This window comes from Gordonia sp. NPDC003429 (assembly GCF_053588575.1).
The window spans coordinates 54,857-79,867 of record NZ_JBSFQF010000005.1 but is presented as its reverse complement, the minus strand read 5'-3'; the positions used below and the strand labels follow the sequence as shown (position 1 = coordinate 79,867).

The following is a 25,011-nucleotide window of genomic DNA, read 5'->3' as shown; positions in this document are numbered from 1 at the left end:
ATCACCGAGACCGCCGACGACCCGGCCACGGTCGAGGGCGCGGTGGCGATGCTGCGTTCCACGTCCACCATCCGGACGCGCGCGGCGGGGCTGCTCGATGATGCACGCAGCGGCCACTCCCGCTGGTTCGGCGTCGATGACGATGCGCTCGACGCAGCTGCCGAGATCGTTGCCGATGTCACCCGCTCGCGGTATCCGACACTCGAGGTGCCGTTCCACAGCCGTTGGCGGCATTTCGAGGTGGGGTCGGTGGACCGGGTGGCGTGGCTGGCCGAACGGGCCGGGCCGCGAACACCGTCCGAGCGCATTCGGATGATGATCGACCTGGCCGTGGTCAGCGTGCTCCTCGACGCGGGTGCCGGCCCCGCTTGGCATTTCGACGAGAACACCACCGGCCGGCGACTCTCGCGATCGGAGGGTTTGGCGGTCGCGAGTCTGCACGCCTTCGCCGATGGCGCCTTCTCCGGTGACGCCGATGATCCGTTCCGCGTGGACGCAGCCGGTCTGCGCGCGTTGAGCGCGGACCGGTTGGCCGCGGCGTTCCAGGTGGATACGCACAACCCGCTCGTCGGACTCGACGGACGAATGCATCTGCTGCACACGCTGGCGGTCGTACTCGCCGACCGGCCCGCGGTGTTCGGGCCCGACGGTCGGCCCGGCTGCCTCGCCGACGCGCTCCTCGACGCCGACCAGACCACCGGTCGAGGCCCCGCCGCGCCGGGCGTCACCGTGCGTGCCCACGACATCCTCACCCTGCTGCTCGAGAATCTCTCATCGATCTGGCCGTCGCCGGCGATGATCGGCGGTCAGCCGCTCGGTGACTGCTGGCATCACGACGCCGTCACCGGCAGCGGCCTCACGGCAGGCTGGATGCCATTTCACAAGCTGTCGCAGTGGCTCACCTACTCGCTGCTCGAGCCGTTCGGTGACGGCGGAGTCACGGTCACCGGTCTCGACGACCTGACCGCACTCCCCGAATACCGCAACGGTGGACTGCTCATCGACACCGGTGTGCTGCAGCCGCTTTCGAGCGGATGGTCGGAGACCGCGTGGCGTGTGGACGACGAGTTCATCGTGGAGTGGCGCGCCCTGACGGTGGCGCTGCTCGACGAGCTCGCACCCGCCGTGTGCGTTCGTCTGGGTCTCGACCCCACCACCACCCCGTTGGCCTGCGTGCTGGAGGGCGGCACCTGGGCGGCGGGCCGGCAACTGGCCGCAGCGCGCGACGGACTGCCGCCACTGCACATCGTCAGCGACGGCACCGTCTTCTGAACGCCCCTGTGCTCACCCGCGAGTTCAACCCGGTAGGAGAAGAAGCGAATCCATGAGCGGCACCGTACATGTCATCGACCATCCGCTGATCGAGCACAAACTCACCCTGATGCGACAGAAGCAGACGTCCACCAATGACTTCCGGCGTCTGCTCAACGAGATCTCCACGCTGATGGCCTATGACGTCCTGGCCGACATCCCGATGCACGAGATCAAGGTGGAGACCCCGATGGAGGTGACCACCGGGCGGGTGATCGACGGCAAGAAGCTGGTGTTCGCTTCCATTTTGCGTGCCGGAACCTCGATCGCCGACGGCATGCTCACCGTCGTGCCGGGCGCGCGGATCGGTCACATCGGGCTCTATCGTGATCCGAAGACCCATATCCCGGTCGAGTACTACTTCAAGATGCCGCACGATCTCGACGAACGTGACGTGGTGGTGGTGGATCCGCTTCTGGCGACGGGACATTCGGCAGTCGCGGCGGTGGACCGGCTCAAGGAGTACGCTCCCCGCTCGATTCGCTTCGTGTGTCTGCTCACGTGCCCGGAGGGACTAAGCGTGCTGCACGAGGCCCATCCCGATGTGCCGGTCTATACCGCGGCGGTGGACCGCGGGCTCAACGACCAGGGATACATCCTGCCCGGACTCGGTGATGCCGGTGATCGCATCTTCGGTACCGAGTGAGAGTCGTTCCGAAGGACTGTGATTCGTCAGAGGTTTCGCGGTTTGCGTCGGTCAGGGCGCCGAGGGGCCGACCGGGTTGTCGTTACCGACGCCAAGATCCCCGGTGAGGTAGTGGCGCACCGTGGGGCCCATGGCGTCGGCGAGTTCGTCGGCGTCGGCCGCGACGATCTCCGGTACCCGCGCCACATATCGCATCATCGCAAGACCCGTCATCTGTGAACCGATGAGCGCACAGCGCAGCGGTGCGCTGTCGCTGCGCACCGCCGCCCCGAGGACCGCGGTGACGATGCCGCGCTGGATGTTCTGGAGCACCTCGGCGACGTCAGGGTTCACCAAGGCCACCCGCAGCATGCCGATCAGATGCTCGCGCACACGTGGTTCCCCGTCCCACAGCGTGACGGCCCGGCGAATGAAATCCGCGCCCGCCCCGGGACCGTCGATAGGCCCGCCCACTGCCGCGGCGACGTCGATCGGCGGTTGCAGGGCGTGGCCGACGAGTTCACGCTTCGTGCCGAAGTAGTGATGGACCAGCGCGGCGTCGACGCCGGCGCGCGCGGCGATGCCGCGGATGGTGGTCCGATCCAGGCCCACCTCGGCCAGCGACTCGCGGGTTGCCGACAAGATCGCCAAGCGATTGTCCGCGTTCGACGGTGCGGGGGGTCGGCCACGCCCCCGTCGCGTCGCACCATGTCCGGTCACACCGCGTCCCTGGATCGACGGGCGAGGGTGAGCATGCGTTCTTCGATGGTCGCCGGAACCGTGTCGATGTCGGCGGACAGCCCGGCGTGGGCAAGGATGGCTCGAATCCGTTCCGGGTCGGTGTCGGCGACGCGAATGGTGCGGCCCGACAACACCACCGGCACATCCGCGGCCCGCAGCGCGGCGAACGCATCGCGCCAGTCCTCGGTGCGCACGAGCGCGGCGCGGGTGGATCCGATGACGTCGTGCTCGGTGCCCTCGGCGACGAGTTCTGCATTCGACATCAGCAACAGCCGGTCGCACTGCTGGGCTTCCTCCATGTAGTGCGTGGTGACCAGCACCCCGACCCCGTCGTCGGCCTGCTGCCGGATGGTGTCCCACAGCCGCGCCCGCGACAGCGCATCGACACCCGAGGTGGGCTCGTCGAGGACGAGCACCGACGGCCGGTGCGCCAGCGCGACGGCGAAGGCGACCGTGCGTTGTGCACCCAACGACAAGTCGCCGACGAGGGTGTGTGCGTCATCGTGCAGGTTCTCCGGAAGCGTGGCGGCGCATCGGTAGGCGCCTGCGCTGAACGCCATGTTCTCGGCGACGGTCAGATCCCGGTACAGGCCGAGGTTCTGCGGTACGTAGCCGAGCCGAGCCCGATGGGCGCGGTCAGGGGCACCGCCGAACAGGTGCACCGAACCCGCGGTGGGTGCCAAGAGACCCAGCAGCATCCTGATCAGGGTCGTCTTGCCCGCACCGTTGGCTCCGAGAAGTCCCACCACCTCGCCGGCACCGATCGTCATGCTGACCGCGTCGACTGCGGTGAAATCACCGAATGTCTTGCTGACCGAACGGGATTCGATGAGGGCATCGTTCATGATCGGCCGCTTCCGTGCGTGGGGGCGGTGTCGCGGCGTCGGATCGAGAGTGCGATCACGATATCCTCCAGGTCGGGATCGACGCACGGCGCGGACACATCGGGTGGCCCGTCCGGCCAATACTCGTGGCGGTCGCGCCCCCGGCGCCACGACCATCCCGGCCGCACCGGGTCCGTGGTGCGGGTGATGACCCCGGTGAAACCGGCACGCACCTCGTCGTAGGAGCCGTGCACCAGCTGACGACCCAGATCGAGAACCAGCAGGTCACCAGCGCGCTCACCCTCGTCGAGATAGGTGGTCGACATGAGGACGGCGCAGCCGGCAGCGGCGGCCTCGGAGACCATGCCCCACAGATCGATGCGGCTGACCGGATCGACGCCGGTACTCGGTTCGTCGAGGATCAGCAGCGTCGGTCGATGAATCATGGCCATCGCCGCACCGAGCTTTCGGCGCATCCCGCCGGACAGGTCCCGTGCCAGACGGTCGGCGGCCACGCCGAGTCCGGCGCGGTCGATCATCTCCTCGCGTCGCTGTCGCAGTGGCTCGCCGGACAGTCCGTAGATTCCGCCGACGAAGTCGAGGTTCTGCCGAACGGTCAGGGCTGCCCAACTACCCGGTCCCGCGGACAGGAAACCGATCTCGTGGCTCGGCGGGATGTCGACGACACCCTCGCGCGGGTCGATCTCGCCGGCGAACACGCGCAGCAATGTCGACTTGCCCGCTCCGTCGCCACCGACCACCGCCGTGATCTGGCCCCGCTCGACATCCAGCGAGATGTCGTCGAGAGCGATCTTGTCGCCGAACCGGACCGTCGCGTCGCGAACGGCGCTCATGACGCGGCGTCCGGGGCGCGGTCGCGGTGATGGCCCGTCGACCCCGGCGCCAGGTCGCGTCGGAAACGCAGGGTGGCGCCCGTGAAAACGACCACTGCCATCGCCGCGAGCACCACCAACGGCAACCAGAGCGTGGAGATCGGTGCGCCGCGGAGCATCACACCCTGCGAGATCATCACGAAATAGGTGAGCGGCAGGATGTAGCTGATCCATCGAATCCCGGCGGCCATGGCGTCGATCGGAAAGATCATGCCCGACAACAGGATCTGCGGGAGCAGGAAGAAGAATGCGGTCTGGATAGCCTGCCCCGTGGTCTGCGAGACGGTGGAGATCAGCACCCCGAGTCCGAGCACCACGAACAGGAACAGTGCGGCGCCGAGCGCGAAGGTGAGCACGTTGCCGTTGAACGGCACACCGAACAGTGCGATGCCGAGCACCGTCACGATGATCATGTCGACGGCGGCCACGAGGAAGTACGGGAGGATCTTGCCGAGAATCACCTGACTCGGCGCGATCGGCATCACCGCCAGTTGCTCCAGAGTGCCGGCCTCACGTTCTCGAACCATGCCGATGCTGGTGATGATGGTGCCGATGAACGTGAGGATCAGACCGATGATCGCGGGCACCATGACCCACGACGTCTTGAGCCCCGGGTTGTAGAGCACCTCGGTGTGCACGCGTGCGCCGAATTTGTTGAGTACCGACACCGCCGACTGCGCGGCGAAGAGATTCGAGCCGTCGACGAGTGCCCGGATCTGTGCGCCGGGTTGGGCACCGGTGACCAGCGCGACGTCGACCTTGTTGTCGCGCAGCAGGTTCTGTGCGTCGGTCGCCGTGTCGGTCGTGGAGTTGACCGTCACATCGAAGTAGTCGGGCAGCCCGGCGGCCACGTGCTGCGCCTGCGGTCCCACCACTGCGGTCTGCACCGAGGAGACGTAGAAGTTGGCCGCGTACCCGAAGATGATCAGCAACAGCAGCGGCAGCACCACCAGCATGGCCAGTGTCCGGCGATCACGAACCAGTTCCCGGAACTCCTTGACGATCATCGCCCGCATGATTCGGAGACTAGTCCCGACGCAGAGCACAGGTCAACACTTGTTGAATTAATTCGGCGGCCTCCGCGGCGCGCTGATGCATCTCCGTCGCGCGATGAACAATGGCGTCATGTCCGTGTGCGACTCGGCGGGGTTCCTCGACCGCCATCAGGTGGCGATCTATCTGTCGGCATTCGTCGGCGGGGGCGCGCTCGGTCTGTTGGTGCCGTCGATCAGCGAACCGGCGGAGTACCTGGTGACGCCAGTGCTCGGCGCGTTGTTGTTCGTGACCTTCCTGCAGGTGCCGATCGCCGAGCTCCCCGCGTCGCTGCGCCATGGCCGATTTCTCGCGGCGGTGCTCCTCACGAACTTCGTCGTGGTGCCACTGGTGGTGGCCGCGCTGCGACCGTTGATGCCGGCGTCGGATCCGATCCGCCTGGGGATCATGCTCGTGTTGTTGTGTCCGTGCATCGACTACGTCATCGTGTTCAGCGGCCTGGCCGGTGCGCGCAGCGATCGCCTGCTGGCGGCAACGCCATTGCTTCTCCTGACGCAGTTCCTGCTGCTGCCGGTCTATCTGCGCATACTCGGCGGCGACAGCATCGCCGCGATCGATCCGATGCCCTTCCTCCGGGCATTCCTCGCCTTGATCGCACTGCCTCTCGTAGCCGCCTGGGCGGTGCAATCCTGGGTGCGGCGCAATCCGGAGCGGGGTGAAACCGTCGGCCGCGCAGAGATCGTCATGGTGCCGCTCATGGCCGGGGTGCTCGCCCTGGTCGCCGCATCTCAGATCCGTAGATTGGATGCGGACCTGCGGCCGTTCGGTGGCGCGCTGGCGTGTTACGTGGTGTTCCTGCTGGTGATGCCCGTACTCGGCACGATGGTCGGCCGATTGTTTCAACTCGACGCGAGATCGATTCGCGCGGTGGCGTTTTCCGGCTCCACCCGCAACTCGCTCGTCGTGCTGCCCCTCGCCCTCGCGCTCCCCGCGGGTGCGGGGATCGCCGCAGCGGCCGTCGTCGCGCAAACGGCCGTCGAACTGATCGGCATGATGATCCTGCTCCGGGTGATCCCGCGCGTCATACCGGTGACGTGACCGACCGGTCCCGACTCACTTGTGCGGAACGTCCGCGCTGAGACCACCGTCCATCACGAACTCGGCGCCCGTGGCGTACGACGATTCGTCGCTGGCCAGGAAGACGACGAACGTCGACACCTCGCTGGAATCGGCGGCGCGCCCCAGCGGAACCTTGACCATGTCCTCGGGGATTCCTTCGGTCATCGGCGTGCGGATGAGTCCCGGATGTATCGAGTTGACCCGCACGTTGTGTGGGGCGAGTTCCAGCGCAACAGATTTCGCGAGCCCGCGCACTCCCCACTTGGAGGCGACGTATCCGTGCGCCCAAGGACTTCCGCGCAACCCCTCCACCGACGAGACGTTGATGATCGATCCCCCGCCTGCATCGATCATCGGATCCGCGACGGCCTGGATTCCGAGGAATGTGCCCGTCAGATTGACGTCGAGAATCTGTTTCCACTTGTCGAGGCGAAACTTCTGCACGGTGGATCCGTTGATGACGCCGGCGTTGTTGACGAGCACGTTGAGGGTGCCGAAATCGTCGACGGCTGTCGCCACCGCGGCCTTCCAATCGTCCGGTGACGTCACATCGAGGTGCACGTAGCGGGCCGATTCCCCGATCTCGTCGGCGAGCGCCTTTCCCTCGTCGTCGAGAATGTCGCCGATCACCACCTTCGCACCCTCGTCCACCAGTGCCCGGGCGTGCGAGGCACCCATCCCGCGTGCACCCCCACTGATCACTGCGACCTTGTTGTCTACACGTCCCATGGCGACACACAGTACCTGCTCGGAGCACAAATGAGAACACGTTCTACCTTGCCGGGTGGGAACGTGTTCTACTGAAGTGGACATTCGTCCGGACACATGTACATAGAGCGCGAGGAGGCGGCATCGACATGGCCATCCGCACAGCCCTGGTGGGTACCGGTAATGCGGGCAAACTCGCCCTCACCCAACTCATCGAGGACTCCCGTTTCGAGCTGGTGGCCGTGGCTGTCTCCGACCCACTGAAGGTGGGCCGGGACGCCGCGGCGCTCGCCGGGACGGACGGCGTGACGGGGATCATCGCGGTCGACGATCTCGATGCCGTGATCGCCGCCCGCCCGGAGTGTGTTGTGTACTGCGCGATGGGAGATACACGCCCGGTCGAGGCCTTCGGCGACATCATGCGATTCGTGGCGGCCGGCATCCACGTCGTCGGGACCGCTCCCGGCGGCCTGCAGTATCCGTGGGGAGTGATGCCCGACAAGGCAATCGCCAAACTCGAAGACGCCGCACGGGCCCATGACGCCAGCGTGTTCATCAGCGGCGTCGACCCCGGCTTCGCCAACGACCTCATCCCGTTCGTGTTCGCCGGCACCTGCCAGCGCATCGAACAGGTGCGGTGCATGGAAATCGCCGACTACGCCACCTACGACGGAGCAACGGTGATGTTCGACGTGATGGGATTCGGCAAACCGCTCGACGAGACCCCCATGCTGTTCCTGCCGGGAGTTCTCGGACTGGCCTGGGGCACCACCATGCAGATCCTGGCTCGCGGACTCGGCATCACCATCGACGAGATCGTCGAACATCACGAAAGTGAGCCGGCACCAGACGCTTTCGAGATCGCCTCCGGTGTCATCGCCGCCGGTACGAGGGCTGCGGTGCGGTTCGAGATCGTCGGGATGGTCGATGGCGCACCAGCGATTGTCGTCGAGCACGTCACGCGGCTGCGCGAGGATCTACGACCGGACTGGCCCCGGCCCGCCCAACCCGGCGGCTGCTATCGCGTCGAGATCACCGGCGAGCCGTCGTATCGGGTCGACATCATGCCGACCAGTGCGAGGGGTGATCACAATCACGCCGCGATCGTCGCGGGAGTCGGCCGAGTGGTCAACGCGATTCCCGCGGTGCTCGCCGCTCCCCCCGGGATCCGGACCACGCTCGATCTCCCCATCGTGACCGGCGCCGGCACGTATACCGCACCCGTCGCGACCGCGTAACGGCGGTGCCCTTCCGGTGGTTGAGCCCTTCGGCTGGGTGAACCCTTCCGCTGGTTGAGCTCTTCCGCTGGTTGAGCTCTTCGGCTGGTTGAGCTCTTCCGCTGGTTGAGCCCTTCCGCTGGTTGAGCTCTTCCGCTGGTTGAGCTCTTCCGCTGGTTGAGCTTGTCGAAACCACTCCTCTCAACCAGCGAAGTGGTTTCGACAAGCTCAACCAGCGAGTGAACGCTCAACCAGCGAAGCGAACGCTCAACCAGCGGGGTGGTTTCGACAAGCTCAACCAGCGAAGTGCACGGCTCAACCAGCGAAGCGAACGCTCAACCAGCGGGGTGGTTTCGACAAGCTCAACCATCGAAGCGAACGGCTCAACCAGCGAAGCGAACGCTCAACCAGCGGGGTGGTTTCGACAAGCTCAACCAGCGAGTGAACGCTCAACCAGCGAAGCGAACGCTCAACCATCGAGTGAACGCTCAACCAGCAGGGTGGACGGCTCAACCAGCGGGGTGGATGGGCTCAACCGGCGGGTGGTGTCGACGGGTAACGTGAACAGACATGAGTGAGCAACAGTGGAAGGCGTTCGAGGTCTCGGTGTCCGACGGTGTCGCCGAGGTGATGCTCACCGGGCCCGGCAAGGGCAATGCGATGGGCCCCGATTTCTGGGACGAACTTCCCGAATTGTTCCGCGGACTCGACGCCGACGACGACGTCCGTGCCGTCGTCCTGCGGGGTTCGGGGAAGAACTTCTCCTACGGCCTGGACCTTCCCGCGATGGCCGGCGAACTCGCGCCCGCACTCGCCGACAACGCGAAGGCCAAGCCACGCACCGCGCTGCTCAACACCATCACCCGAATGCAGAGCGGTCCCAACGCCGTCGCCGACTGCCGCAAGCCGGTCGTCGCGGCAATCAGCGGGTGGTGCATCGGCGGCGGAGTGGACCTGATCGCGGCAGCGGACATCCGCTACGCGAGTTCCGACGCGAAGTTCAGTGTGCGCGAAGCGCGTGTCGCGATCGTCGCAGACATGGGCAGCCTCGCGCGGCTGCCCGCGATCATCGGCGACGGCCACCTGCGTGAACTCGCGCTGACCGGCAAGGACATCGACGCCGCGCGCGCCGAAAAGATCGGACTGGTCAACGACGTGCTGGATTCACCCGAGGACGCTCTCACCGCCGCCCGGGACACCGCGGCCGCGATCGCCGCCAATCCCCCGCTGGTCGTGCAGGGGGTCAAGTCGGTCCTCGATCACACCCGCACGGCGGCCGTGCACGACAACCTGCGATTCGTGGCCGCATGGAATGCGGCGTTCCTGCCCAGTCACGACCTCACCGAGGCCATCACCGCGGCGTTCGAGAAGCGGCAGCCCAAGTTCACCGGGGCGTGAGCGGCGACCGCACCGACGGCTGGCGAATGGTCAGGGCGAAAACCGGAATGGCTCGGTCGGTGCGCTGTTCGTAGAGGTCGAAGTTGGGCCACACCGACCGCAGCGTCTGCCAGGCGGCCGATCTCTGGTCGCCGTCGAGTTCGACAACCTGTACGCCGACGGTTCGGCCGTGGTCGTGCACCTCGGCGGTGGCGGCCGCCCGCAGATTGAACACCCATTGCGGTGTTGTGGGGCCACCGAAGTACGAACCCGCGATCAGCCAACCCGTGTCGGTGGGAACCGCCAGCAACTGCGTCCGGCGCATCACACCGCTGCGCCGACCGGGCACCGCGAGGGTGATATGGGGCAATCCCGCGATGTCGAGCAGGCCGATCCGCTGACCGGTCACGAATTGAATTGCTCTGTCGCACTGGACAATCTGCGGCAGAAACCGGGGCATCCAGGAGATCGATCCGATCCTGACCGCCAGTGGTGTGAGGATACCCATGACTGCCAGTCTGGCATGATCACAACGCCGATGACCTGGCCGTCAACTCCTCGGTCCACAATCGGGTGTTGTTGTGGACACTCATCTGCCGTGCTGCCCGCCGACCCCGATCATCGGTACATGACACACCACCACATCGCCACCGGTCAACCCGTCAACCATGCTGCCGCACAGCGAAACCCAACCGAGGATTCACTACCACCGCACATCGACACCGCCACCCTTCCGTTCACGTCGACCGGCGAACTCCGGCAACGCTGGCGTGCACTGATGGGCCCCCTCGGTTTCGACGAACCGCGGCTCTGGTTCGGTGTCGTCGACGACGACCGACTGGTGCCCCCGCTCTCCTGCTTCACCCTGCCTACCCTGCCCGACCCGGTCGGTGTGGATCGCCTCATGGCCGCGCTGCACGAGATCACCCGAACCGGCTCGCGCCGCTCGGTGGCGATCCTGCTCACCCGGCCCGGATCCGACGGCGTCACCTCACGCGACCTGTGCTGGGCCCAACTCATCGAGGAGGCCGGCGCGCGCCACGGCACCCGGCTACACCCGATCCACCGCGCCAACGACATCGACCTGATCACCCTGCCGAACAGCGTCGACTCGGTCGCCTGAACGGGTAGTTTCGTGGCCAGGAGGCCACATGTCCGCACCCGATGCACCCACGGGCCGTCGTCTGATCATCGACGGCGGGCAAACGGGTACCCGTGTTCGCCTCATCATCGACGGCCACATCACCGAGCACGAAGCCGCCCCGGTGCGCACCGATCATCCGGTGGTCGAACAGATCGCCGATGTCGCGCGCGCCGCCCTCGCCGACCACCCGGACACCACGACGGTGCTCGCGGCCGGGGTTTCGGGGTTGACACCGGAACACAGTCGCCCAGGCGACCTGCTCCGCATGACCGCCACGATGGGCGTGAGCGAGGTCCGACTCGCACACGACTCGGTGTCGGCCTACCTCGGCGCCAACGGACTCGCATTCGGTGTGACGGCCGCCGTCGGCACCGGGGTGGTCACGCTCGGCGTGGGTCCGGCGGGCACGGCCCGTGTCGATGGCTGGGGACACATCGTCGGCGATGCGGGCAGCGCGTATTGGATGGGGAGGGCCGGGATCGACGCAGCGTTGCGCGCGTTCGACGGACGCGGCCAGGCCACCGGACTGTGCGAGGCCGCCGTCGTCGAATTCGGGCCGCTCCCCGAGATCTATATGAAGCTGCAGGCCGATGCCGGCCGGGTGCGCCGTATCGCGGGGTTCGCCCGCACCGTCGGCCGGCTCGCGCAGGATGGCGACGACGTCGCGGTCACGATCATCCGGGCTGCGGCCACCGAACTGACCGCTGCGGTGCGGGCCGCCCTCGATCGCAGCGGACGACAGCCGGGGGCACCCGCAAGGATCAGCTGGATGGGTGCGGTGCTGACCAACAATTCTCTGCTTCGTGCCGAATTCATCAGCGGCGTGCACTCATTGGGCCCCGGCGTGGAGGTGGGGCCACCGCGGGGTTCCTCACTCGACGGGGTGAATCGACTGCTCGATCTACCGCACGATCATCCGCTGTGGGATGAGGTCTCCGCGGCCACCTGATCCCAGGCGTACGGTCAGCGGTCGGGCGTGTAGGTCGGCGGGTTCTGTGACAGATCCACCGAACCGTTCATGAAATCGGAATCGGTGGCGACGCTCGGACCCGACGAGGGCGAGGCGTAGGTCGCCGACCAGTTCACCTGACCGAGGACGTCGACCTTGTTGGGATCGTCGTACCCGATGCTGTAGCGCAGGTCGGACAGATCGGTGGGCTTGGTCCATCGGACGCTGCCCGGCACCGCAGTGCGGTAGAGATCCTGTCCGCAGCCGGGCCGGTCGGTGGAGGCGTCATCGCTGGTCGAGGTGGCGCAATTGGCGAGGTACGCGTCGACGGCCTTGTTGACCGCCGATTTGCCCTGCGTACTCAGGTCGGCCTTCACCGATGACGACACGTAGTAGTCGCCACCGAGCGGAAACTCTTTGTCGTCGTCGGTGGTCGCGGTGAAGTTCGGGTTGCCCGATCCCCACAGCAGCGGTCCGGGAAACACGTAGACCTTGGTGTCGTTGCTGATGTCCACCCCGAACAGGGTCAGCTTGGGCACCTTGATGTTGCTGACGTCGACCGACAGCACGCCGTTGTCCACGGTCCACTTGCCGTCGGACTTGGTCAGGCGGTAGTCGACGTCGGCGTTGCGGTCGCCGAACTTGTAGGTGGCCTTCACGGTGGCGCTCGAACCGAAGTTGTTGGTGGGCTCGCTCACCGTGATGGCCGTGATCTTGGCGATCTCCTGCTGCTTGCGCAGGATGTCGTCGGTGAGCAGCTTCTCCGACGGCGGTGTGCGCACCACCCCGAGAACCTTCTTGGCGTCTGAGTTGGCGAGACCGTCGAGGTAGGTCTGGACAGCCCCGTTCGGCGACGAGCCCGGTCCCTTGTCGCGGGTGAGGACGACGACCAGCGCGATCACCAGCAACACGACGAGAACCAGTGCGCCGCCGGTCAACCACAGGAACAGTGCGCGGTTGCTCTTCTTCGGCGGGGTGGGCGGTGCCCCACCGCCGGGTCCCCAGGCGGCCTGAGGTTGTTGCCCGTATCCGGGGTAGGGCGCCTGCCCGGCGTGCGGATGGCCCTGTCCGTACGGAGCCTGGACAGGTACTCCGTACTGACCGGCGGTCGGCGCCACCTGGGTCGGCTGGTAGGGCTCACCCGGCGTATTCGGGTAACTCAACGGACTCCACCTCTTCGCGGTCATCGCGACCCCCCGGGTCGCAGGATCGCCCAACCTTAACGGACGTTGAGACAGCATTCCGCCCCGGGCCCGTCCACGGGTCCAAAACTATTCGAGCAGATGACAACCCGCGTGATGGGGAGTCTGGTTACGCCCCGTCGGTCGCCGACTCCGAGGATGCGGGAACGTCGTGTCCGACGCTCTCCGTCAGGGTGGCGGCCAGCAGCCGCGCGAACTCGGCGGGATCCTCGAGTTCGCCGCCCTCGGCGATGAGCGCCATGCCGTAGATCAGTTTGGCGGTCGCCTCGAGCGCGTGGTGATCGTCCGACGCGGAGAACGCGGTGTTCAACCCCGCGACGAGGGGGTGGTCGGCGTTGAGTTCGAGCACGCGCTTGCTCTTGGGCACGTCTTGGCCCGACGCGCGGTAGAGGCGTTCGAGTTGCGGCGACATCGAGTAGGTGTCTCCCACCAGACATGCCGGCGATTCGGTGAGGCGATGCGACAGACGCGCTTCGCTGACGTCGGAGCCCAGTGTCTCGCCCAGCCAGCCCAGCAACCCGGCAAAGTCGTCGCCGCGCTCGTCGGCGGTGTCCTTCTTCTCCGCGTCACCGTCAAGGTTGTCGAGGTCCACCTCACCCTTGGCGATCGACTGGAACGGTGTGCCCTCGAACTCGATCCCGCCACTGACCCACATCTCGTCCACCGGATCGCTGAGGAACAGCACCTCGATGTTCTTGGCCCTGAATGCCTCCATGTGGGGCGAGTTCTCGATCTGCTGACGCGACTCTCCGGTGAGGTAGTAGATCGCCTTCTGACCGTCTCGCATGCGTCCCACGTAGTCGGCGACAGACACCAGATCGTCGGAGCCGTAGCTTGATTCGAATGCCGACGCCTTGAGAACCGCATCACGGTTGTCGAAGTCGTTGACCAGACCCTCCTTGAACACGCGACCGAAGTTCTGCCAGAACGTGCGGTAGTCCTCGGCGCGCGATGCCCGCATCTCGCTGATGGTCGAGATGACCTTCTTGGTCAGGCGACGTCGGATGGCTCGGATCTGGCGGTCCTGCTGCAAGATCTCGCGCGACACGTTGAGGGACAGATCCGCGGCGTCGACCACACCCTTGACGAAGCGCAGGTACTCGGGGATGAGTTCCTCACAGTCGTCCATGATGAAGACGCGCTTGACGTAGAGCTGCACCCCACCGACCCGCTCCCGCATGAACAGATCGAACGGCGCCTGAGACGGAATGAACAGCAGCGCTTGGTATTCGAAGGTGCCCTCGGCCTTGAGCGTGATGATTTCGAGCGGATCATCCCAGGCGTGGGCGACGTGCCGGTAGAACTCCTTGTACTCCTCGTCGGACACATCATCACGCGATCGTGCCCACAGCGCCTTCATGGAGTTGATGGTCTCGGTCTCGACCGTGGTGGTGGTTTGGGGTTCCTCGCCCTCGTTCTCGGGCTCGGCGGTGGTGGTCTTCTCCACATCCATCCGGATGGGCCAGCCGATGAAGTCGGAATACCGCTTGACCAGGGCACGCAGCTTGGTGGTGTCGGTGTAGTCGTACAGGTGGTTCTCGGTGTCGACCGGTTTGAGGTACAGGGTGACCGCGGTGCCCTGGGGCGCATCGGCCACCTCGGTGATGGTGTAGGTGCCGTCGCCGGTGGACTCCCATCGGGTGCCGGTCTGTTCGCCCGCCTTACGCGTCACCAGAACGACCTTGTCGGCAACCATGAACGTGGAGTAGAACCCGATCCCGAACTGGCCGATCAGTTCCTCGGTGCTCGTCGCGTCGGTCGCCTGGGCGAGCTTGGCGCGCAGTTCGGCGGTACCCGACCGCGCCAAGGTGCCGATCAGGTCGACCACATCGTCGTGTGACATGCCGATGCCGTTGTCGCGCACGGTCAACGTGCGCTGCGGCGCATCTCCCTCACCGGCGTCGGGTTCGAGGGTGATGTGCAGATCGGAGGTGTCGACGTCGAGATCCTTGTCGACGAGCGACTCCAGCCGCAGCTTGTCGAGTGCGTCGGAGGCATTCGAGATCAGTTCCCGCAGAAAACTGTCCTTGTCCGAATACACCGAATGCACCAGGAGGTCCAGCAGTTGCCGGGTTTCGGCCTGGAATTCACGGGTTTCAGTGTTGGTGCTCATCTCTTCGACCTCCGACGTGCCGTACGTGGCGTCCACATGATCCACGTGCCGCGGACGACCGTGCCCGGCGCCGCAGAACGCTCGCGCGATTCTACCGAGATGGCACGCAGTACCCTGAAACTGGGTGTCCGGGTTTCACCGATGCGAATGCCGGATACACCTGTGCTCTTGACCGCTACGGAAGCATGAGGATGTCGGCGCCTCGGATCATGTGTGTACACGCCCATCCCGACGACGAGTCGTTGTGGACGGGCGGTGCCATCGCGCGGAACGTCGAGCATGGCGGCGAAGTCACCGTAGTCACCGCGACATGGGCACCAGGCACATCGCGGCACGGCGAACTTCGCAACGCGCTGGCCGAACTCGGCGTCACCACCGAGCCGATCATGCTCGGGTTCGCCGATGACGGTGTGCCGGAGTCGGCGCCCGGCCGGCCACGGTTCTGCGACGTGCCCTTCGACGGACAGGTCCGCACGCTCGTCGGCCACATCCGCAAGTTGCGCCCCGAGATCATCATCACCTACGACCCGGTCGGCATCTACGGCCACCGCGACCACGTGCATGCGAGCCGGCTGGCGTGCGTCGCGGCCGACGCGGCCGCCGTGCCCATGCTGCATCGCAGCACCGGGCCGGCGTGGCGGGTGCGGTCGGTGTACATGGCGACGATCGCCGAATGGATGATCGAAGAGGTGGTCGACGACTTCTTCCCCACCATCTCGCGATACGCCCTCCCCGGCACCCCGGCGTCGGCCATCGACCTCGAACTCGATGTCTCGGCGTGGGTGAAGCAGAAGGCGGCAGCCATCTCGTCGCATCGCTCAGAGGTGGAACGCAGCTACATGATCTCCAAACTGATGTCACTGCCCCAGGAACGACGTGACCGATTGCTGGGCACCGAGTACTACTTGCGGCGCGACCTCGTTCGCGGCGGGTGTGAACTCTAGGACGACCCGGGTAGGACTCTAGGACGTGCCCAGCGGCCGGATCACCGAACGCAGACCGCTGGCCCGGTGCACCCGCCGCTGCACCGCCTCACGCAGCACCTCGGGGGTGCCGACGATCCGCACCCGCGTGCGGGCGCGGGTGATCGCGGTGTACAGCAATTCCCGGGTGAGCAGTTCCGATCCGCCCGGCGGGAGCACCACGGTGACGGTGTCGAACTGGCTTCCCTGGCTGCGATGAATGGTCATCGCATAGGCGGGCATCGTGTCGGCCAGGCGTGCCGGAGCGATCAGTCGTTCCTCACTGCCACGCCGGAAGGCGACAGCGGTGGGGCTCGCCGACCCGGCCGTGCCCGACCCCGCGGGCAGCGCGATGACCACCCCGCAATCGCCGTTGAACGTGGCGGTCTGCCGGTCGTTGGCGGTCACCAGGATCGGTTGCCCGGGTATCGAGGTGGCGGCATCGAGCAGAATCCGCGGATGACCGGGCAGCGCCGACAGCCAGTCCGCGATGCGTGACTGCCACCCGCGGACCCCCCAGGAACCGTCGCGGTGGGCGCACAGCACCCGGTGGGCGTCGAGTGCGCCGAGTGCGCCGTGCACATCCCCGTCGACAGCGGCCGCATGCAACCGCCGGCCCCACGCAACGATGTCGTCGTGTACCGCGCCCAAGGAATCCGGCGCGATCAGCTTCACGTCGTGCAGCGTCGGGGACGTCACCAGGTCGAGCACCGTGTCGGCATCACCGGCGTTGACGGCGTCGGCGACCCGCGCGATCTGACTGCCGAACCGAAACCCGTGGCGCAGTGTCACCACACCGTCGCGCAGCCGCAGTCGTTCGTCGTCGGTGAGGCCCGCGTCGCCGGCGAGTGCTGCGATGGCCGGCTCGATCCCGCCGACGGCCGGGATCTGCGCCGGATCGCGTTCCACCAGATCGGCGAGCACGGCGCCGGCCTCGACGGACGCCAGCTGGTGGGGATCGCCCACCAGGATGAGACGCGCATCATCGCGGATGGCATCGAGAAGCCGGCTCATCGCCGTCATCGACAGCATCGACGTCTCATCCACGACAACCACATCGTGCGGCAGCTTGTTGCCTCGTCCGTAGTGCGGCGTCGATCCGGGACGCCACCCGAGCAGGCTGTGCACGGTGACCGCGTGCACCGTGCCGGGCAGCGACCCATCGTTGTCGACGGACGCCTGCAGCTGGGCGGCCGCCCGGCCGGTGGGCGCGCACATCCCGATGCGTGTTCGGCCTCCGGCGAGCAGATCGAGCACCGCGAGAATCCTTGCGACGGTGTAGGTTTTGCCGGTTCCGGGACCGCCGGCGAGGATCGAGGTCCACCGGATCGCCGCGAGCCGGGCGGCCACCCGCTGGCGGGGGGCCACGTCGCCACCGACGAACACCTCCGCGATGGCGACGTCGAGCCGGTCGTCGTCGACGATGGGTGCTCGCTCCGCTCGCCGCGACAGGGCGGTGCGGATGGCCTGCTCCTGCCGGAAGTACTTCTGCAGGTAGAGCAGTGGACCGTCGTCGGATTCCATCAGCACCAACGGTCGAAGCGGCGCGCCCGGTGCCCCGATGACCAGCGGACAGTCCCGCAGTTCGGCGACGATATCGGCCGCCGACGGTAGCCGTACCGGTCCGGGGGTGGCGGCCGCGGCGACGTCGGAGACTGTCCCCAGCGCCAGGCACGTGGAGCCGAGGCGCACCGCGCGGACCGCGAGCGCGGTGGCCGCCAATGCGGCATCACCCACCGGCGCGCCGCACATGGTGACGAGTCGCTGCGTCACATGCACGTCGGCGGCGGCGAGAACACCGAGCGCGTTGAGGTCGTCGAGCACAGCCGGTGCGCGCCGAACCCGCTGCGCATCGTTGTGCGACCGCAGCCCCTCAGCATTGCCGTTGCCGGGCGCGGGGGTGGACGTCGTGTCGACGCTCATGGCGAAACCTCCGTCATCGGTTCACCGGGATCAACCGGCGCGCCGGATGCCACACCGGCGAGCAGATCCGAGAGCGCCACGACCAGCTCCGGGGGAATCCGCCACTCGAACACACCACAGCCGGGTGGTGTCGACGGCCCGATCATCGCCCGCACGAAGTGGTATTGAACCGGGCCAAGGTGCCTGTCGGGTCGGTATCCGGGTTGCCGCCATCGCAGATAACGATGCAGGGCAACCGAATACAGCAACGCCTGCAACGGATAATGGGAGCGGATCATCTCCTCGGCCATCGCCGCGGCCGAGAAGTCGGTGGCGCGCAGCGGTCCGGGACGCAGTCGATTCGTCTTGTAGTCGACGATCACGAATCGGCCGTCGGACGTACGCAGCACCGAGTCGATGCTGCCGGTCAGATAGCCGCGCAACGTGCGTGCGGGAAGGTCGGCGAGAACCGCGGCATAGTCGCGGAGTCGATCATCGGCAGGGAGATGGGTATCCATCACAGCGGCGATGTCGGTGAGAGTGGCGACCCGCCCGGCGTGCCCGGCGGCACCGAGAGGCAGCTCGAATTCCAGCTCGGCCAGCCTGTTTCGGGGCTTCACCCCCCAGAGGTCGCCGAAACCGATGGGCGTGGTCAGTACCCCGATGAGCGCGGTGGCCAGGCGGTCGACATCCACGTCGGCGGCGTGTCGCGCCGCCGATACGCGACACAGGTCGCCGACATGCGTGGCCCGGTCCGGTTGTGCGGTGTCGACGTATTCCAGCACCTCGTGCACCAGGGTGCCGAAGGCGGCACCGAACGGCATACCGTTCATCAACGACGCGTCCGGCACGTCCTCGCTGGTTGCGGAGCCACCCGGCTCGTCAGGAGGCTGCGGCGCCTCGGCCGGTTCGTCGTCGAGGACCTCGCGGCCACCCGGGTCGGCTTCGGGTTCGCTACCCGTCTCCACCACCGGGTGGGCGTGTCCGGCACCGGCGATGAGCGCCGAGTACGACGTGCGTCGCCACTGCTGATCGATGGTGCGGTCGAATCGCGCCACGTCCAACGCCGGTCGCGGCCCGTCGCCGTCACCGGGTTGCCAGATACAGGAGGCCCCGCGACCTGCGCGTTCGATCGCGATCGACGCCGATCCCGCGGCCAACCGGTTCAGGCGCGCACCCAGCGTGTCGGCGTCGGGCACTGGCGCCGACTCCGCCACCGCCCCTGCATGACCGGGGTCGCGCCCGAACAGAAGCCGGTGCAGTGGACCTCGGGCGGTGTTGTGCGATGGCGCCCACCAGGTGACCACCGCCGACGCGGCTCGGGTCAGCGCGACGTAGAGCAGTCGCAGGTCTTCGCCCGCATCGTCGGACTTCGATCTCGCCCAACGATCGGGACGTCCGGGGGTTCCCTTGCCACCCACGTCGAGATGCCGGGTCTCGTCGTCGTCGTGGTAGCGGAAGGTCTCCCGGTCGAAGGCGCCGAGGGTGTCCCAGGCGAACGGCACGTACACCACGGGAAACTCGAGTCCCTTGCTGGCATGGACGGTCATGATCTGCACCACGTGGGTGTCGCGGTCCAGGCGCCGGGTCTGGTCGTCCCTACTGTGCCAGCGTGATTCGTCGTCGATACGGTCGGACAGCCAGGTGGTCAGGGCCGAGATCCCGCAGTCGGTCTCCACCACGTACCGGTTGGCCAGCGACGACACCTGCAACAGATCGGTGAGGGCGCGCTCGCCGTCGACGGTGCCCAGCACTCGGGGGGCCACGTCGCACCGGGCGAGTAGACGTTGGGTGAGCGCAGCGAAGCCGCCCTCGGTGAGTACGCGACCGAGTTCGACGCAGAACGCGGACAGCTCAGCGAGACCCTCGTCCCCGGCATCGGCGAGTCGGGTGGGGCTCCAACCGATCAGCGGTGTCAGCGCGGCCAGACGCACCCGGTCTGCACGGGCGGGTTGCTCCACCGCCCGCAACACCCACAGCCAATGCTGCGCGCCGACGGTGCGGAACACGCTGGTGCCGGTACCGATCACCGACGCGATGCCGCGAGCGGCAAGGGCGCGCTGCAGCGGGGCGATCGTTGGGTTGGTGCGGACCAGCACCGCGACGTCACCGGGATGTATGGCTCGCGGCCCCGAACCGTCGTCGATGCGGGCATCGGAGGTGAGCAGGCGGGCGATGTCGGCGGCCACATCGTCGATGACACGCTCGCGCACCGCCCCGACTCCAGGCAATGGCTGGCTGCGGTTCGGGAAATCATCGACGGTGAAGGCCCGCAACCGAAGTGCGGGCGTACCGGTGAGCCGGCTGCCCGGACGTGCCGCGGACACGGGACGCACCGTGATTGCCGGATCACCCAGGCTGGCGCCGCCGTACACACGGCCGAGCGCGTCGACCAGGTCACCGTCGGTGCGCCAATTGGTGTCCAGCGCCAGCCGCTGATCGGCGGACCGGACCGCCGCGAGATAGCTGCGCACCTCGGCACCGCGGAAGGCGTAGATGGATTGTTTGGGATCACCGACGAGCACCAGACGCCGATGCCCGTGAAAGCAGCGACGCAGGATCTCCCACTGGAACGGGTCGGTGTCCTGGAACTCGTCGACCAGCACCAACTGGAACACCGACCGGATACGTTGCGCGGCACGCTCACCCACCATCGGGTCGGTGAGGATGCGGTACAGGATCGTCTGCAGGTCGTCGTAGGTGCGCAGGCGGGCGGTGCGCTTGCGGGTGTCCACGATGTCCCGGACCCTGCGGCAGAACCGCACCCGTCGGTCGGCGACGGTGGGCTGATGATCGGACCCGCGCGGCGTCGCCGGCTCCGGGGACAACACCAACCCCGTGTTGCGGACGGCGTCGGTGGCGATCTCGGTGGCCACCTTCAGTGAGAACGGGGGCTCGTCGGCATCGCCGGCGAACCCGGCGAGAAACAGGTCGCGGGCAACCTCCGCGACGAGATCATCGGTGTTCTCGACGATGTCGTAGACCATCTCACGTTCTCCGAGGAAGCCCAGCGCCTCGAGCATGCGGTTGCAGAACGTGTGGGTGGTGGCGATGGTGGATGCGTCGAAATCCGATAGTGCCCGGATGAGTCGTTCGCGGCGCACACCGACGTCGACGCTGCTACCCGAACGCAACCACGCCACGAGCGGATCGGGGTCCGGTTCGGCACAGTGTGCCGGATCGAGCGCAACCACCAACGCGCCGAGCCGATCTCGCATCCGTTCGCGCAGTTCGGCTGTCGCCGACCGACTGAAGGTGACCAGCAGCAGATCCCCGATCGGCACACCGTCCGCGACGTGCCGCGCGGCCACCCCGACGATCGCGTACGTCTTTCCGGTGCCCGCGCTCGCCTCGAGCACGGTGGTGCCCGCGGGTACTCCCTCAGCCAGGTGGAACGTTCCCTGTGCGTTCATGACAGCGTCTCGTGTCCGAGGAGGGGTTCCCAGAGCAGCCGGGCCAGACCGCAGAAGAGCGGTTCACCGGGTGCCGACGGCAGTGGCGGCCACTCTCCGTCGCCGTCGGACGGGGTGGGTACCGCGAGGATGTCGTCAAACGTTGTCGGCTCGGTGACATCGCCGCCGTAGACCAACCGGTGGTACGGATCCTGCGCATCGCCGAACCTGCCCTCGAAGGTGCGGCGCGCGATGTGCAGGGCCGTGTCGTCGGAGGCTCTCCGCGCCCGCCGGGCCGCGTAGTCGGCGCCGGACCCCAGCGGCAGCGGGAGCGGTGTGCACAGTCCGCGATCACGCAGACGCACGAGATCGTAGATCAGTGATGCCGCGTCGGCGGGCGCCACCAGAAGCGATTGCGCCACGCCCGCATGACCTTCGCGCCCGAACACCCGCGCCGAGATCACCTCATCTGGCGTCTCGTGTGCCGCACTGAGGGCGAGGACTTTCAGCCAACCCTGCAGGCGATGTTTGGGAGCGAGCCTCGAATAGCTCGCCGCGATGATCGTCGGGCCGGCGCGACCGGCGAACACGTCGGGAATACTGCCCGACAGACGACGTCCGTCCGGCAACTCGATCACCACGTCGTGCGTCGACGGGTCCCCGACGCGATGCGGGGCCACCGCGTCATACACGGTGCCTGCGGCGTCGGCGATCGTCCTCAGGGCGCGCTGGCCGAACTCGAACGGCGGTAGATTGCCGCGCCGCAGTTCGGCGGCCCGGCACGTCGCGAGATCGTCGCCGGCGAGCATGCGTCGCAGGAATCGGTCTCCCACCTCCCACTTGTCGAGGTTGTCGAGGTCGACGTCGAGTTCGTCGTCATGCTGCCTGTCCTCACCGGGGATGCGGGCACCGAGTCGCTGCCGCACGAAACCCTCGACCGGCCCGACGAGAAAGGCTGTCAGTGTGGCCAGGTCGATGTCCTCGGCGCCGGTGCGCGACACCCGCACCCGGCCGATCGGCTGCGGGCTCACCGTGTCTGATTCCAGAGCTCTTGCCCCGGAAAGCAATTCGGCGTCGAAGCTGAACGGTCCGGAGGTGGTACCGACCGCGCCCGGTTCGAAATTGCGTCGGTCGAAAGCGTGCAGGGTGTGATCGGTCACGATGACCGACGTGTCGGCGGCACCGCACAGCACCGCAGCGGTCTCGGCCAGTTCGCTGACCACGACCGCAGGCGGAATCCGATTGCCACTCACCGGGTCCGCGCCGCTGTAGAACACCAGCAGGTGATCGCGTGCAGCACCGATGGCATCGAGGAAGAGCTGACGATCCTCGTCGCGTGGATTGCGTTCGCCGACCAGCGGAACCCGCCCCAGGACGTCATCGCCGTCGGTCCGCTGCGCCCGCGGATAGGCGTCGGCATCCAATCCGAGAATCACGATGGCCCGGTGGGGCACCGACCGCATGGGCACCATGGTGCACACGGTCAGTTCGCCGGTCCGGAAGTTCGCTCGGGTGGGACGTCCCGCGATCAACCCGGCGACCAGGTCGCGGATGTCGGCCAGGCGCAGTGCGATGCTCTCGCCGCCAGGTGCCTCGGTGACGTCGTCGAGTGCCTCGGTGACATCGTCGAGTGCCTCGGTGACAATCCGAATAGCCTGCGCCCGTTGCCATTCGTCGGCTCGCTCGGCTGCGGTGAGCCGGTCGACAATGCCGACGAGCCGATCGGTCCACACCGACTGCGATGCCTGCTTCTCCAGCGCTTCCAGAATGTCGGCGAGGCGGTCGAGGAACTCCGCGAACCGGCCGACGAGATCGATCTCGGTGCTCTCCACACCCGCCAGCGGCAGGGCCGTGCCCAGCCACTCGCCGTCGGTTTCCTCGGCGACCGCACCGAGCGCCACACGGTCGAGACCGGTGGCGAACGTGCCCTGCGGGAAGCCACCGAGACCAAAGCGCGCCCGGTCGGCGCGGCCCAGACCCCAACGGACATTGCTGTGCGCGAGCCAGTCCCGGATCATCTCGAGGTCGTCGTCATCGAATCCGAATCTGGCCGCCACCGGCGGGCGCGACGCGAGATCGGCGACGTCGGAGGCGGTGACCCGGCCGGCGGCGAGTTCGACCACGCACGCGACGGCGTCGAGAACCGGGTTGATCTGCCGCGGACCACGATCGGCGAGACGCACCCGCAGATCGAACGCCGGGTGCCCGAGCCCCGGCTGACCGAACGCGCCGCGGATGAGTGGCGCGAAGGTCTCCACATCCGGGCACATCACGAGGACGTCGCGGGGCGTGAGCGTCTCATCGTCGGCGAACAGATGCAGCAGCCGGTCGCGCAGCACCTCGACCTGCCGCTCGGGACCGTGACAGGCGTGGATCTCCAAGGACGAGTCGGCGTCGGCGACGCCGCCTCGCAGGTTGTCCTCGCGCAGACCCTGTTGCAGGGCCTGCAGCAACGTGGCGGGTTCGGTGCCGCCATCCGCAGCCTGATGGTGGACGTCGATGTCGACGATCGGCGCCACGCGTTGCTGCAACTCCTGCACGTCACGGGAGAGACTCGCCAGCAGCGGATGTGTCAGCCGGGGTCCGGGACGGTCGGCACGCCGAGGACCACCGAGGGGTCCGGCCGCGGACACCGCTCCCCACAGGGCGGGCCCCGGATGGGGAACGAACAGGTGCACGTCGCGGTGTACCGCAAGCGCTGCGGCGACGGCGCGGAAGGATTCGGTGATTCGGGTGGGACCGAACACGGACAGCCTTTCGGGCAGGTCGACGCCCCCGGGTTCATCGCGCAGACTCGCGCACACCGTGTCGAGGTCGAGTGCGGGGTGGCGCACCGGGACCCTTTCGGCCAGTGTCCGCCAGAGCCACGGCTGCCACGCCATGTCGTCGGGTAGGCCGAGGCCGGTGCCGTCGGTGTCGTCGCCCGCGGCCCAGCCGATCAGCATCGCGGGCCGCTGACGCCCGTATCGCTCGAAGAGGTCGGCAAGGTGGCGGGCGGTGGCATACCGCCTGCCCGTCCGCATGCCCATCTCGTTGCGGGACACCGCGGTGTCGTCGGTCGCCGTCGCCCCGATATGGCGCGCGATGATCTCGAGGCGCCGGTCGTCGACGTGATCGTCGATCACCGCGAGCAATGGCCAGACCAGTGATGCGGCCTCCCAGGGATCATGCGCTCGGCCCCCCGGACCAGCCGCGGACCTCTCGGCCCCGGACGCCCGATCCCGCACCGCGGCAACCACCGTGTCGGTCAATGTCGCCGGTGACGAGAAGTCGATGTTCGCCGCAATCCCATCGGCCATGTCGTGACGCGAGCCCACCCCTCCCCCGGCCCGCTCACCGCACCCGAGGCGTCGCGCAAGGTGCTGCTGCAACCACCGTTCCACGCCACGCGCGGGAACGGCGACGATCTCGGCACACATCGGATCGGAGAGCGGCTCGGCCAGCACATCTGCGAGCGCGTCGGCGAGCGTGTCGGAACGTTCGGCCCGATGCAGGAACAGCACATCTCTCCGTTCGGTCGAAAACGATGCCGGCTGCCG

General features: G+C 67.2%; 19 protein-coding genes. 8 read left to right on the top strand and 11 right to left on the bottom strand.

The window, feature by feature from the left end:
* Positions 1-48: 48 nt before the first annotated feature.
* Positions 49-1,272 carry a URC4/urg3 family protein gene (locus tag ACWDSI_RS08285; RefSeq protein ID WP_449747938.1) on the top strand — a complete coding sequence of 408 codons (1,224 nt, stop codon included), beginning with the start codon at positions 49-51 and terminating at the stop codon, positions 1,270-1,272.
* A gap of 52 nt (positions 1,273-1,324) precedes the next feature.
* Positions 1,325-1,957 carry a uracil phosphoribosyltransferase gene (gene upp, locus ACWDSI_RS08280; RefSeq protein WP_449747857.1) on the top strand — a complete coding sequence of 211 codons (633 nt, stop codon included), beginning with the start codon at positions 1,325-1,327 and terminating at the stop codon, positions 1,955-1,957.
* Positions 1,958-2,008: 51 nt separating this feature from the next.
* Here upp and ACWDSI_RS08275 read toward each other — a convergent pair whose 3' ends face one another.
* The 4 genes from ACWDSI_RS08275 to ACWDSI_RS08260 all read right to left on the bottom strand — a co-directional run bounded on the left by ACWDSI_RS08275 (position 2,009) and on the right by ACWDSI_RS08260 (position 5,410).
* Positions 2,009-2,587 (bottom strand): TetR/AcrR family transcriptional regulator, encoded by a 579-nt coding sequence (locus tag ACWDSI_RS08275; protein WP_449747858.1) that lies wholly within the window; start codon positions 2,585-2,587, stop codon positions 2,009-2,011.
* Between the two features lie 65 nt (positions 2,588-2,652).
* The gene (locus tag ACWDSI_RS08270) at positions 2,653-3,522 is read right to left on the bottom strand and encodes an ABC transporter ATP-binding protein (protein ID WP_449747859.1); all 870 of its coding nucleotides are present in this window, start codon (positions 3,520-3,522) and stop codon (positions 2,653-2,655) included.
* Positions 3,519-4,355, bottom strand: a complete 837-nt coding sequence (locus tag ACWDSI_RS08265) for an ABC transporter ATP-binding protein (protein WP_449747860.1) — start codon at positions 4,353-4,355, stop codon at positions 3,519-3,521. Before ACWDSI_RS08265 ends, ACWDSI_RS08270 begins: the two co-directional genes overlap by 4 nt.
* The gene (locus ACWDSI_RS08260) at positions 4,352-5,410 is read right to left on the bottom strand and encodes an ABC transporter permease (protein WP_449747861.1); all 1,059 of its coding nucleotides are present in this window, start codon (positions 5,408-5,410) and stop codon (positions 4,352-4,354) included. The genes ACWDSI_RS08265 and ACWDSI_RS08260 overlap by 4 nt, the downstream gene beginning before the upstream one ends.
* Before the next feature lie 109 nt (positions 5,411-5,519).
* Between ACWDSI_RS08260 and ACWDSI_RS08255 the strand changes: the two genes are divergently transcribed.
* Positions 5,520-6,485, top strand: a complete 966-nt coding sequence (locus ACWDSI_RS08255) for an arsenic resistance protein (RefSeq protein ID WP_449756262.1) — start codon at positions 5,520-5,522, stop codon at positions 6,483-6,485.
* A gap of 15 nt (positions 6,486-6,500) precedes the next feature.
* On the opposite strand, the gene ACWDSI_RS08250 is transcribed toward ACWDSI_RS08255, so the two are convergent.
* Positions 6,501-7,235, bottom strand: a complete 735-nt coding sequence (locus ACWDSI_RS08250; RefSeq protein WP_449747863.1) for a glucose 1-dehydrogenase — start codon at positions 7,233-7,235, stop codon at positions 6,501-6,503.
* 128 nt (positions 7,236-7,363) lie between these two features.
* Here ACWDSI_RS08250 and ACWDSI_RS08245 point away from each other — a divergent pair, with 128 nt between their 5' ends.
* Together ACWDSI_RS08245 and ACWDSI_RS08240 are read left to right on the top strand one after the other, a co-directional pair.
* The gene (locus ACWDSI_RS08245; RefSeq protein WP_449756261.1) at positions 7,364-8,452 is read left to right on the top strand and encodes an NAD(P)H-dependent amine dehydrogenase family protein; all 1,089 of its coding nucleotides are present in this window, start codon (positions 7,364-7,366) and stop codon (positions 8,450-8,452) included.
* Positions 8,453-9,001: 549 nt separating this feature from the next.
* Entirely contained in the window at positions 9,002-9,829 is an 828-nt protein-coding gene (locus ACWDSI_RS08240; RefSeq protein WP_449747865.1) for a crotonase/enoyl-CoA hydratase family protein, read from the top strand.
* On the opposite strand, the gene ACWDSI_RS08235 is transcribed toward ACWDSI_RS08240, so the two are convergent.
* Positions 9,816-10,316 (bottom strand): nitroreductase family deazaflavin-dependent oxidoreductase, encoded by a 501-nt coding sequence (locus ACWDSI_RS08235; protein ID WP_449756260.1) that lies wholly within the window; start codon positions 10,314-10,316, stop codon positions 9,816-9,818. The two genes, ACWDSI_RS08240 and ACWDSI_RS08235, sit on opposite strands and share 14 nt — an antisense overlap.
* A 120-nt stretch (positions 10,317-10,436) precedes the next feature.
* Here ACWDSI_RS08235 and ACWDSI_RS08230 point away from each other — a divergent pair, with 120 nt between their 5' ends.
* Positions 10,437-10,931 carry a hypothetical protein gene (locus tag ACWDSI_RS08230; protein WP_449756259.1) on the top strand — a complete coding sequence of 165 codons (495 nt, stop codon included), beginning with the start codon at positions 10,437-10,439 and terminating at the stop codon, positions 10,929-10,931.
* A 28-nt stretch (positions 10,932-10,959) separates the two neighbouring features.
* Positions 10,960-11,901, top strand: coding sequence for an N-acetylglucosamine kinase (locus ACWDSI_RS08225; RefSeq protein ID WP_449756258.1), 942 nt, complete (start codon positions 10,960-10,962; stop codon positions 11,899-11,901).
* Between the two features lie 14 nt (positions 11,902-11,915).
* On the opposite strand, the gene ACWDSI_RS08220 is transcribed toward ACWDSI_RS08225, so the two are convergent.
* The gene (locus ACWDSI_RS08220) at positions 11,916-13,088 is read right to left on the bottom strand and encodes a hypothetical protein (RefSeq protein ID WP_449756257.1); all 1,173 of its coding nucleotides are present in this window, start codon (positions 13,086-13,088) and stop codon (positions 11,916-11,918) included.
* A 124-nt stretch (positions 13,089-13,212) separates the two neighbouring features.
* Complete coding sequence (gene htpG, locus ACWDSI_RS08215; protein WP_449756256.1) at positions 13,213-15,216, bottom strand: molecular chaperone HtpG; 2,004 nt, start codon at positions 15,214-15,216, stop codon at positions 13,213-13,215.
* Positions 15,217-15,407: 191 nt separating this feature from the next.
* Here htpG and ACWDSI_RS08210 point away from each other — a divergent pair, with 191 nt between their 5' ends.
* On the top strand, positions 15,408-16,160 hold the full coding sequence (locus ACWDSI_RS08210; RefSeq protein ID WP_449747871.1) for a PIG-L family deacetylase: 753 nt from the start codon (positions 15,408-15,410) through the stop codon (positions 16,158-16,160).
* Between the two features lie 18 nt (positions 16,161-16,178).
* Here ACWDSI_RS08210 and recD read toward each other — a convergent pair whose 3' ends face one another.
* The 3 genes from recD to recC are packed head-to-tail and all read right to left on the bottom strand — an operon-like array spanning position 16,179 to position 24,975.
* Entirely contained in the window at positions 16,179-18,101 is a 1,923-nt protein-coding gene (gene recD / locus ACWDSI_RS08205) for an exodeoxyribonuclease V subunit alpha (RefSeq protein ID WP_449756255.1), read from the bottom strand.
* On the bottom strand, positions 18,098-21,493 hold the full coding sequence (locus tag ACWDSI_RS08200) for a UvrD-helicase domain-containing protein (protein ID WP_449756254.1): 3,396 nt from the start codon (positions 21,491-21,493) through the stop codon (positions 18,098-18,100). The genes recD and ACWDSI_RS08200 overlap by 4 nt, the downstream gene beginning before the upstream one ends.
* Positions 21,490-24,975 (bottom strand): exodeoxyribonuclease V subunit gamma, encoded by a 3,486-nt coding sequence (gene recC, locus ACWDSI_RS08195; protein ID WP_449756253.1) that lies wholly within the window; start codon positions 24,973-24,975, stop codon positions 21,490-21,492. Before recC ends, ACWDSI_RS08200 begins: the two co-directional genes overlap by 4 nt.
* Positions 24,976-25,011: the final 36 nt, after the last annotated feature.

What these genes read in the sequence shown, in the direction of transcription:
- ACWDSI_RS08235 (WP_449756260.1), bottom strand. Translation starts at nt 10,316, where the DNA reads ATGGGTATCCTCACACCACTGGCGGTCAGGATCGGATCGATCTCCTGG.
- ACWDSI_RS08245 (WP_449756261.1), top strand. Translation starts at nt 7,364, where the DNA reads ATGGCCATCCGCACAGCCCTGGTGGGTACCGGTAATGCGGGCAAACTC.
- ACWDSI_RS08230 (WP_449756259.1), top strand. Translation starts at nt 10,437, where the DNA reads ATGACACACCACCACATCGCCACCGGTCAACCCGTCAACCATGCTGCC.
- recD (WP_449756255.1), bottom strand. Translation starts at nt 18,101, where the DNA reads ATGAGCGTCGACACGACGTCCACCCCCGCGCCCGGCAACGGCAATGCT.
- ACWDSI_RS08255 (WP_449756262.1), top strand. Translation starts at nt 5,520, where the DNA reads ATGTCCGTGTGCGACTCGGCGGGGTTCCTCGACCGCCATCAGGTGGCG.
- ACWDSI_RS08220 (WP_449756257.1), bottom strand. Translation starts at nt 13,088, where the DNA reads ATGACCGCGAAGAGGTGGAGTCCGTTGAGTTACCCGAATACGCCGGGT.
- ACWDSI_RS08270 (WP_449747859.1), bottom strand. Translation starts at nt 3,522, where the DNA reads ATGAACGATGCCCTCATCGAATCCCGTTCGGTCAGCAAGACATTCGGT.
- upp (WP_449747857.1), top strand. Translation starts at nt 1,325, where the DNA reads ATGAGCGGCACCGTACATGTCATCGACCATCCGCTGATCGAGCACAAA.
- ACWDSI_RS08200 (WP_449756254.1), bottom strand. Translation starts at nt 21,493, where the DNA reads ATGAACGCACAGGGAACGTTCCACCTGGCTGAGGGAGTACCCGCGGGC.
- ACWDSI_RS08250 (WP_449747863.1), bottom strand. Translation starts at nt 7,235, where the DNA reads ATGGGACGTGTAGACAACAAGGTCGCAGTGATCAGTGGGGGTGCACGC.
- ACWDSI_RS08210 (WP_449747871.1), top strand. Translation starts at nt 15,408, where the DNA reads ATGTCGGCGCCTCGGATCATGTGTGTACACGCCCATCCCGACGACGAG.
- ACWDSI_RS08285 (WP_449747938.1), top strand. Translation starts at nt 49, where the DNA reads ATGCTGCGTTCCACGTCCACCATCCGGACGCGCGCGGCGGGGCTGCTC.
- ACWDSI_RS08265 (WP_449747860.1), bottom strand. Translation starts at nt 4,355, where the DNA reads ATGAGCGCCGTTCGCGACGCGACGGTCCGGTTCGGCGACAAGATCGCT.
- htpG (WP_449756256.1), bottom strand. Translation starts at nt 15,216, where the DNA reads ATGAGCACCAACACTGAAACCCGTGAATTCCAGGCCGAAACCCGGCAA.
- ACWDSI_RS08225 (WP_449756258.1), top strand. Translation starts at nt 10,960, where the DNA reads ATGTCCGCACCCGATGCACCCACGGGCCGTCGTCTGATCATCGACGGC.
- ACWDSI_RS08260 (WP_449747861.1), bottom strand. Translation starts at nt 5,410, where the DNA reads ATGCGGGCGATGATCGTCAAGGAGTTCCGGGAACTGGTTCGTGATCGC.
- ACWDSI_RS08240 (WP_449747865.1), top strand. Translation starts at nt 9,002, where the DNA reads ATGAGTGAGCAACAGTGGAAGGCGTTCGAGGTCTCGGTGTCCGACGGT.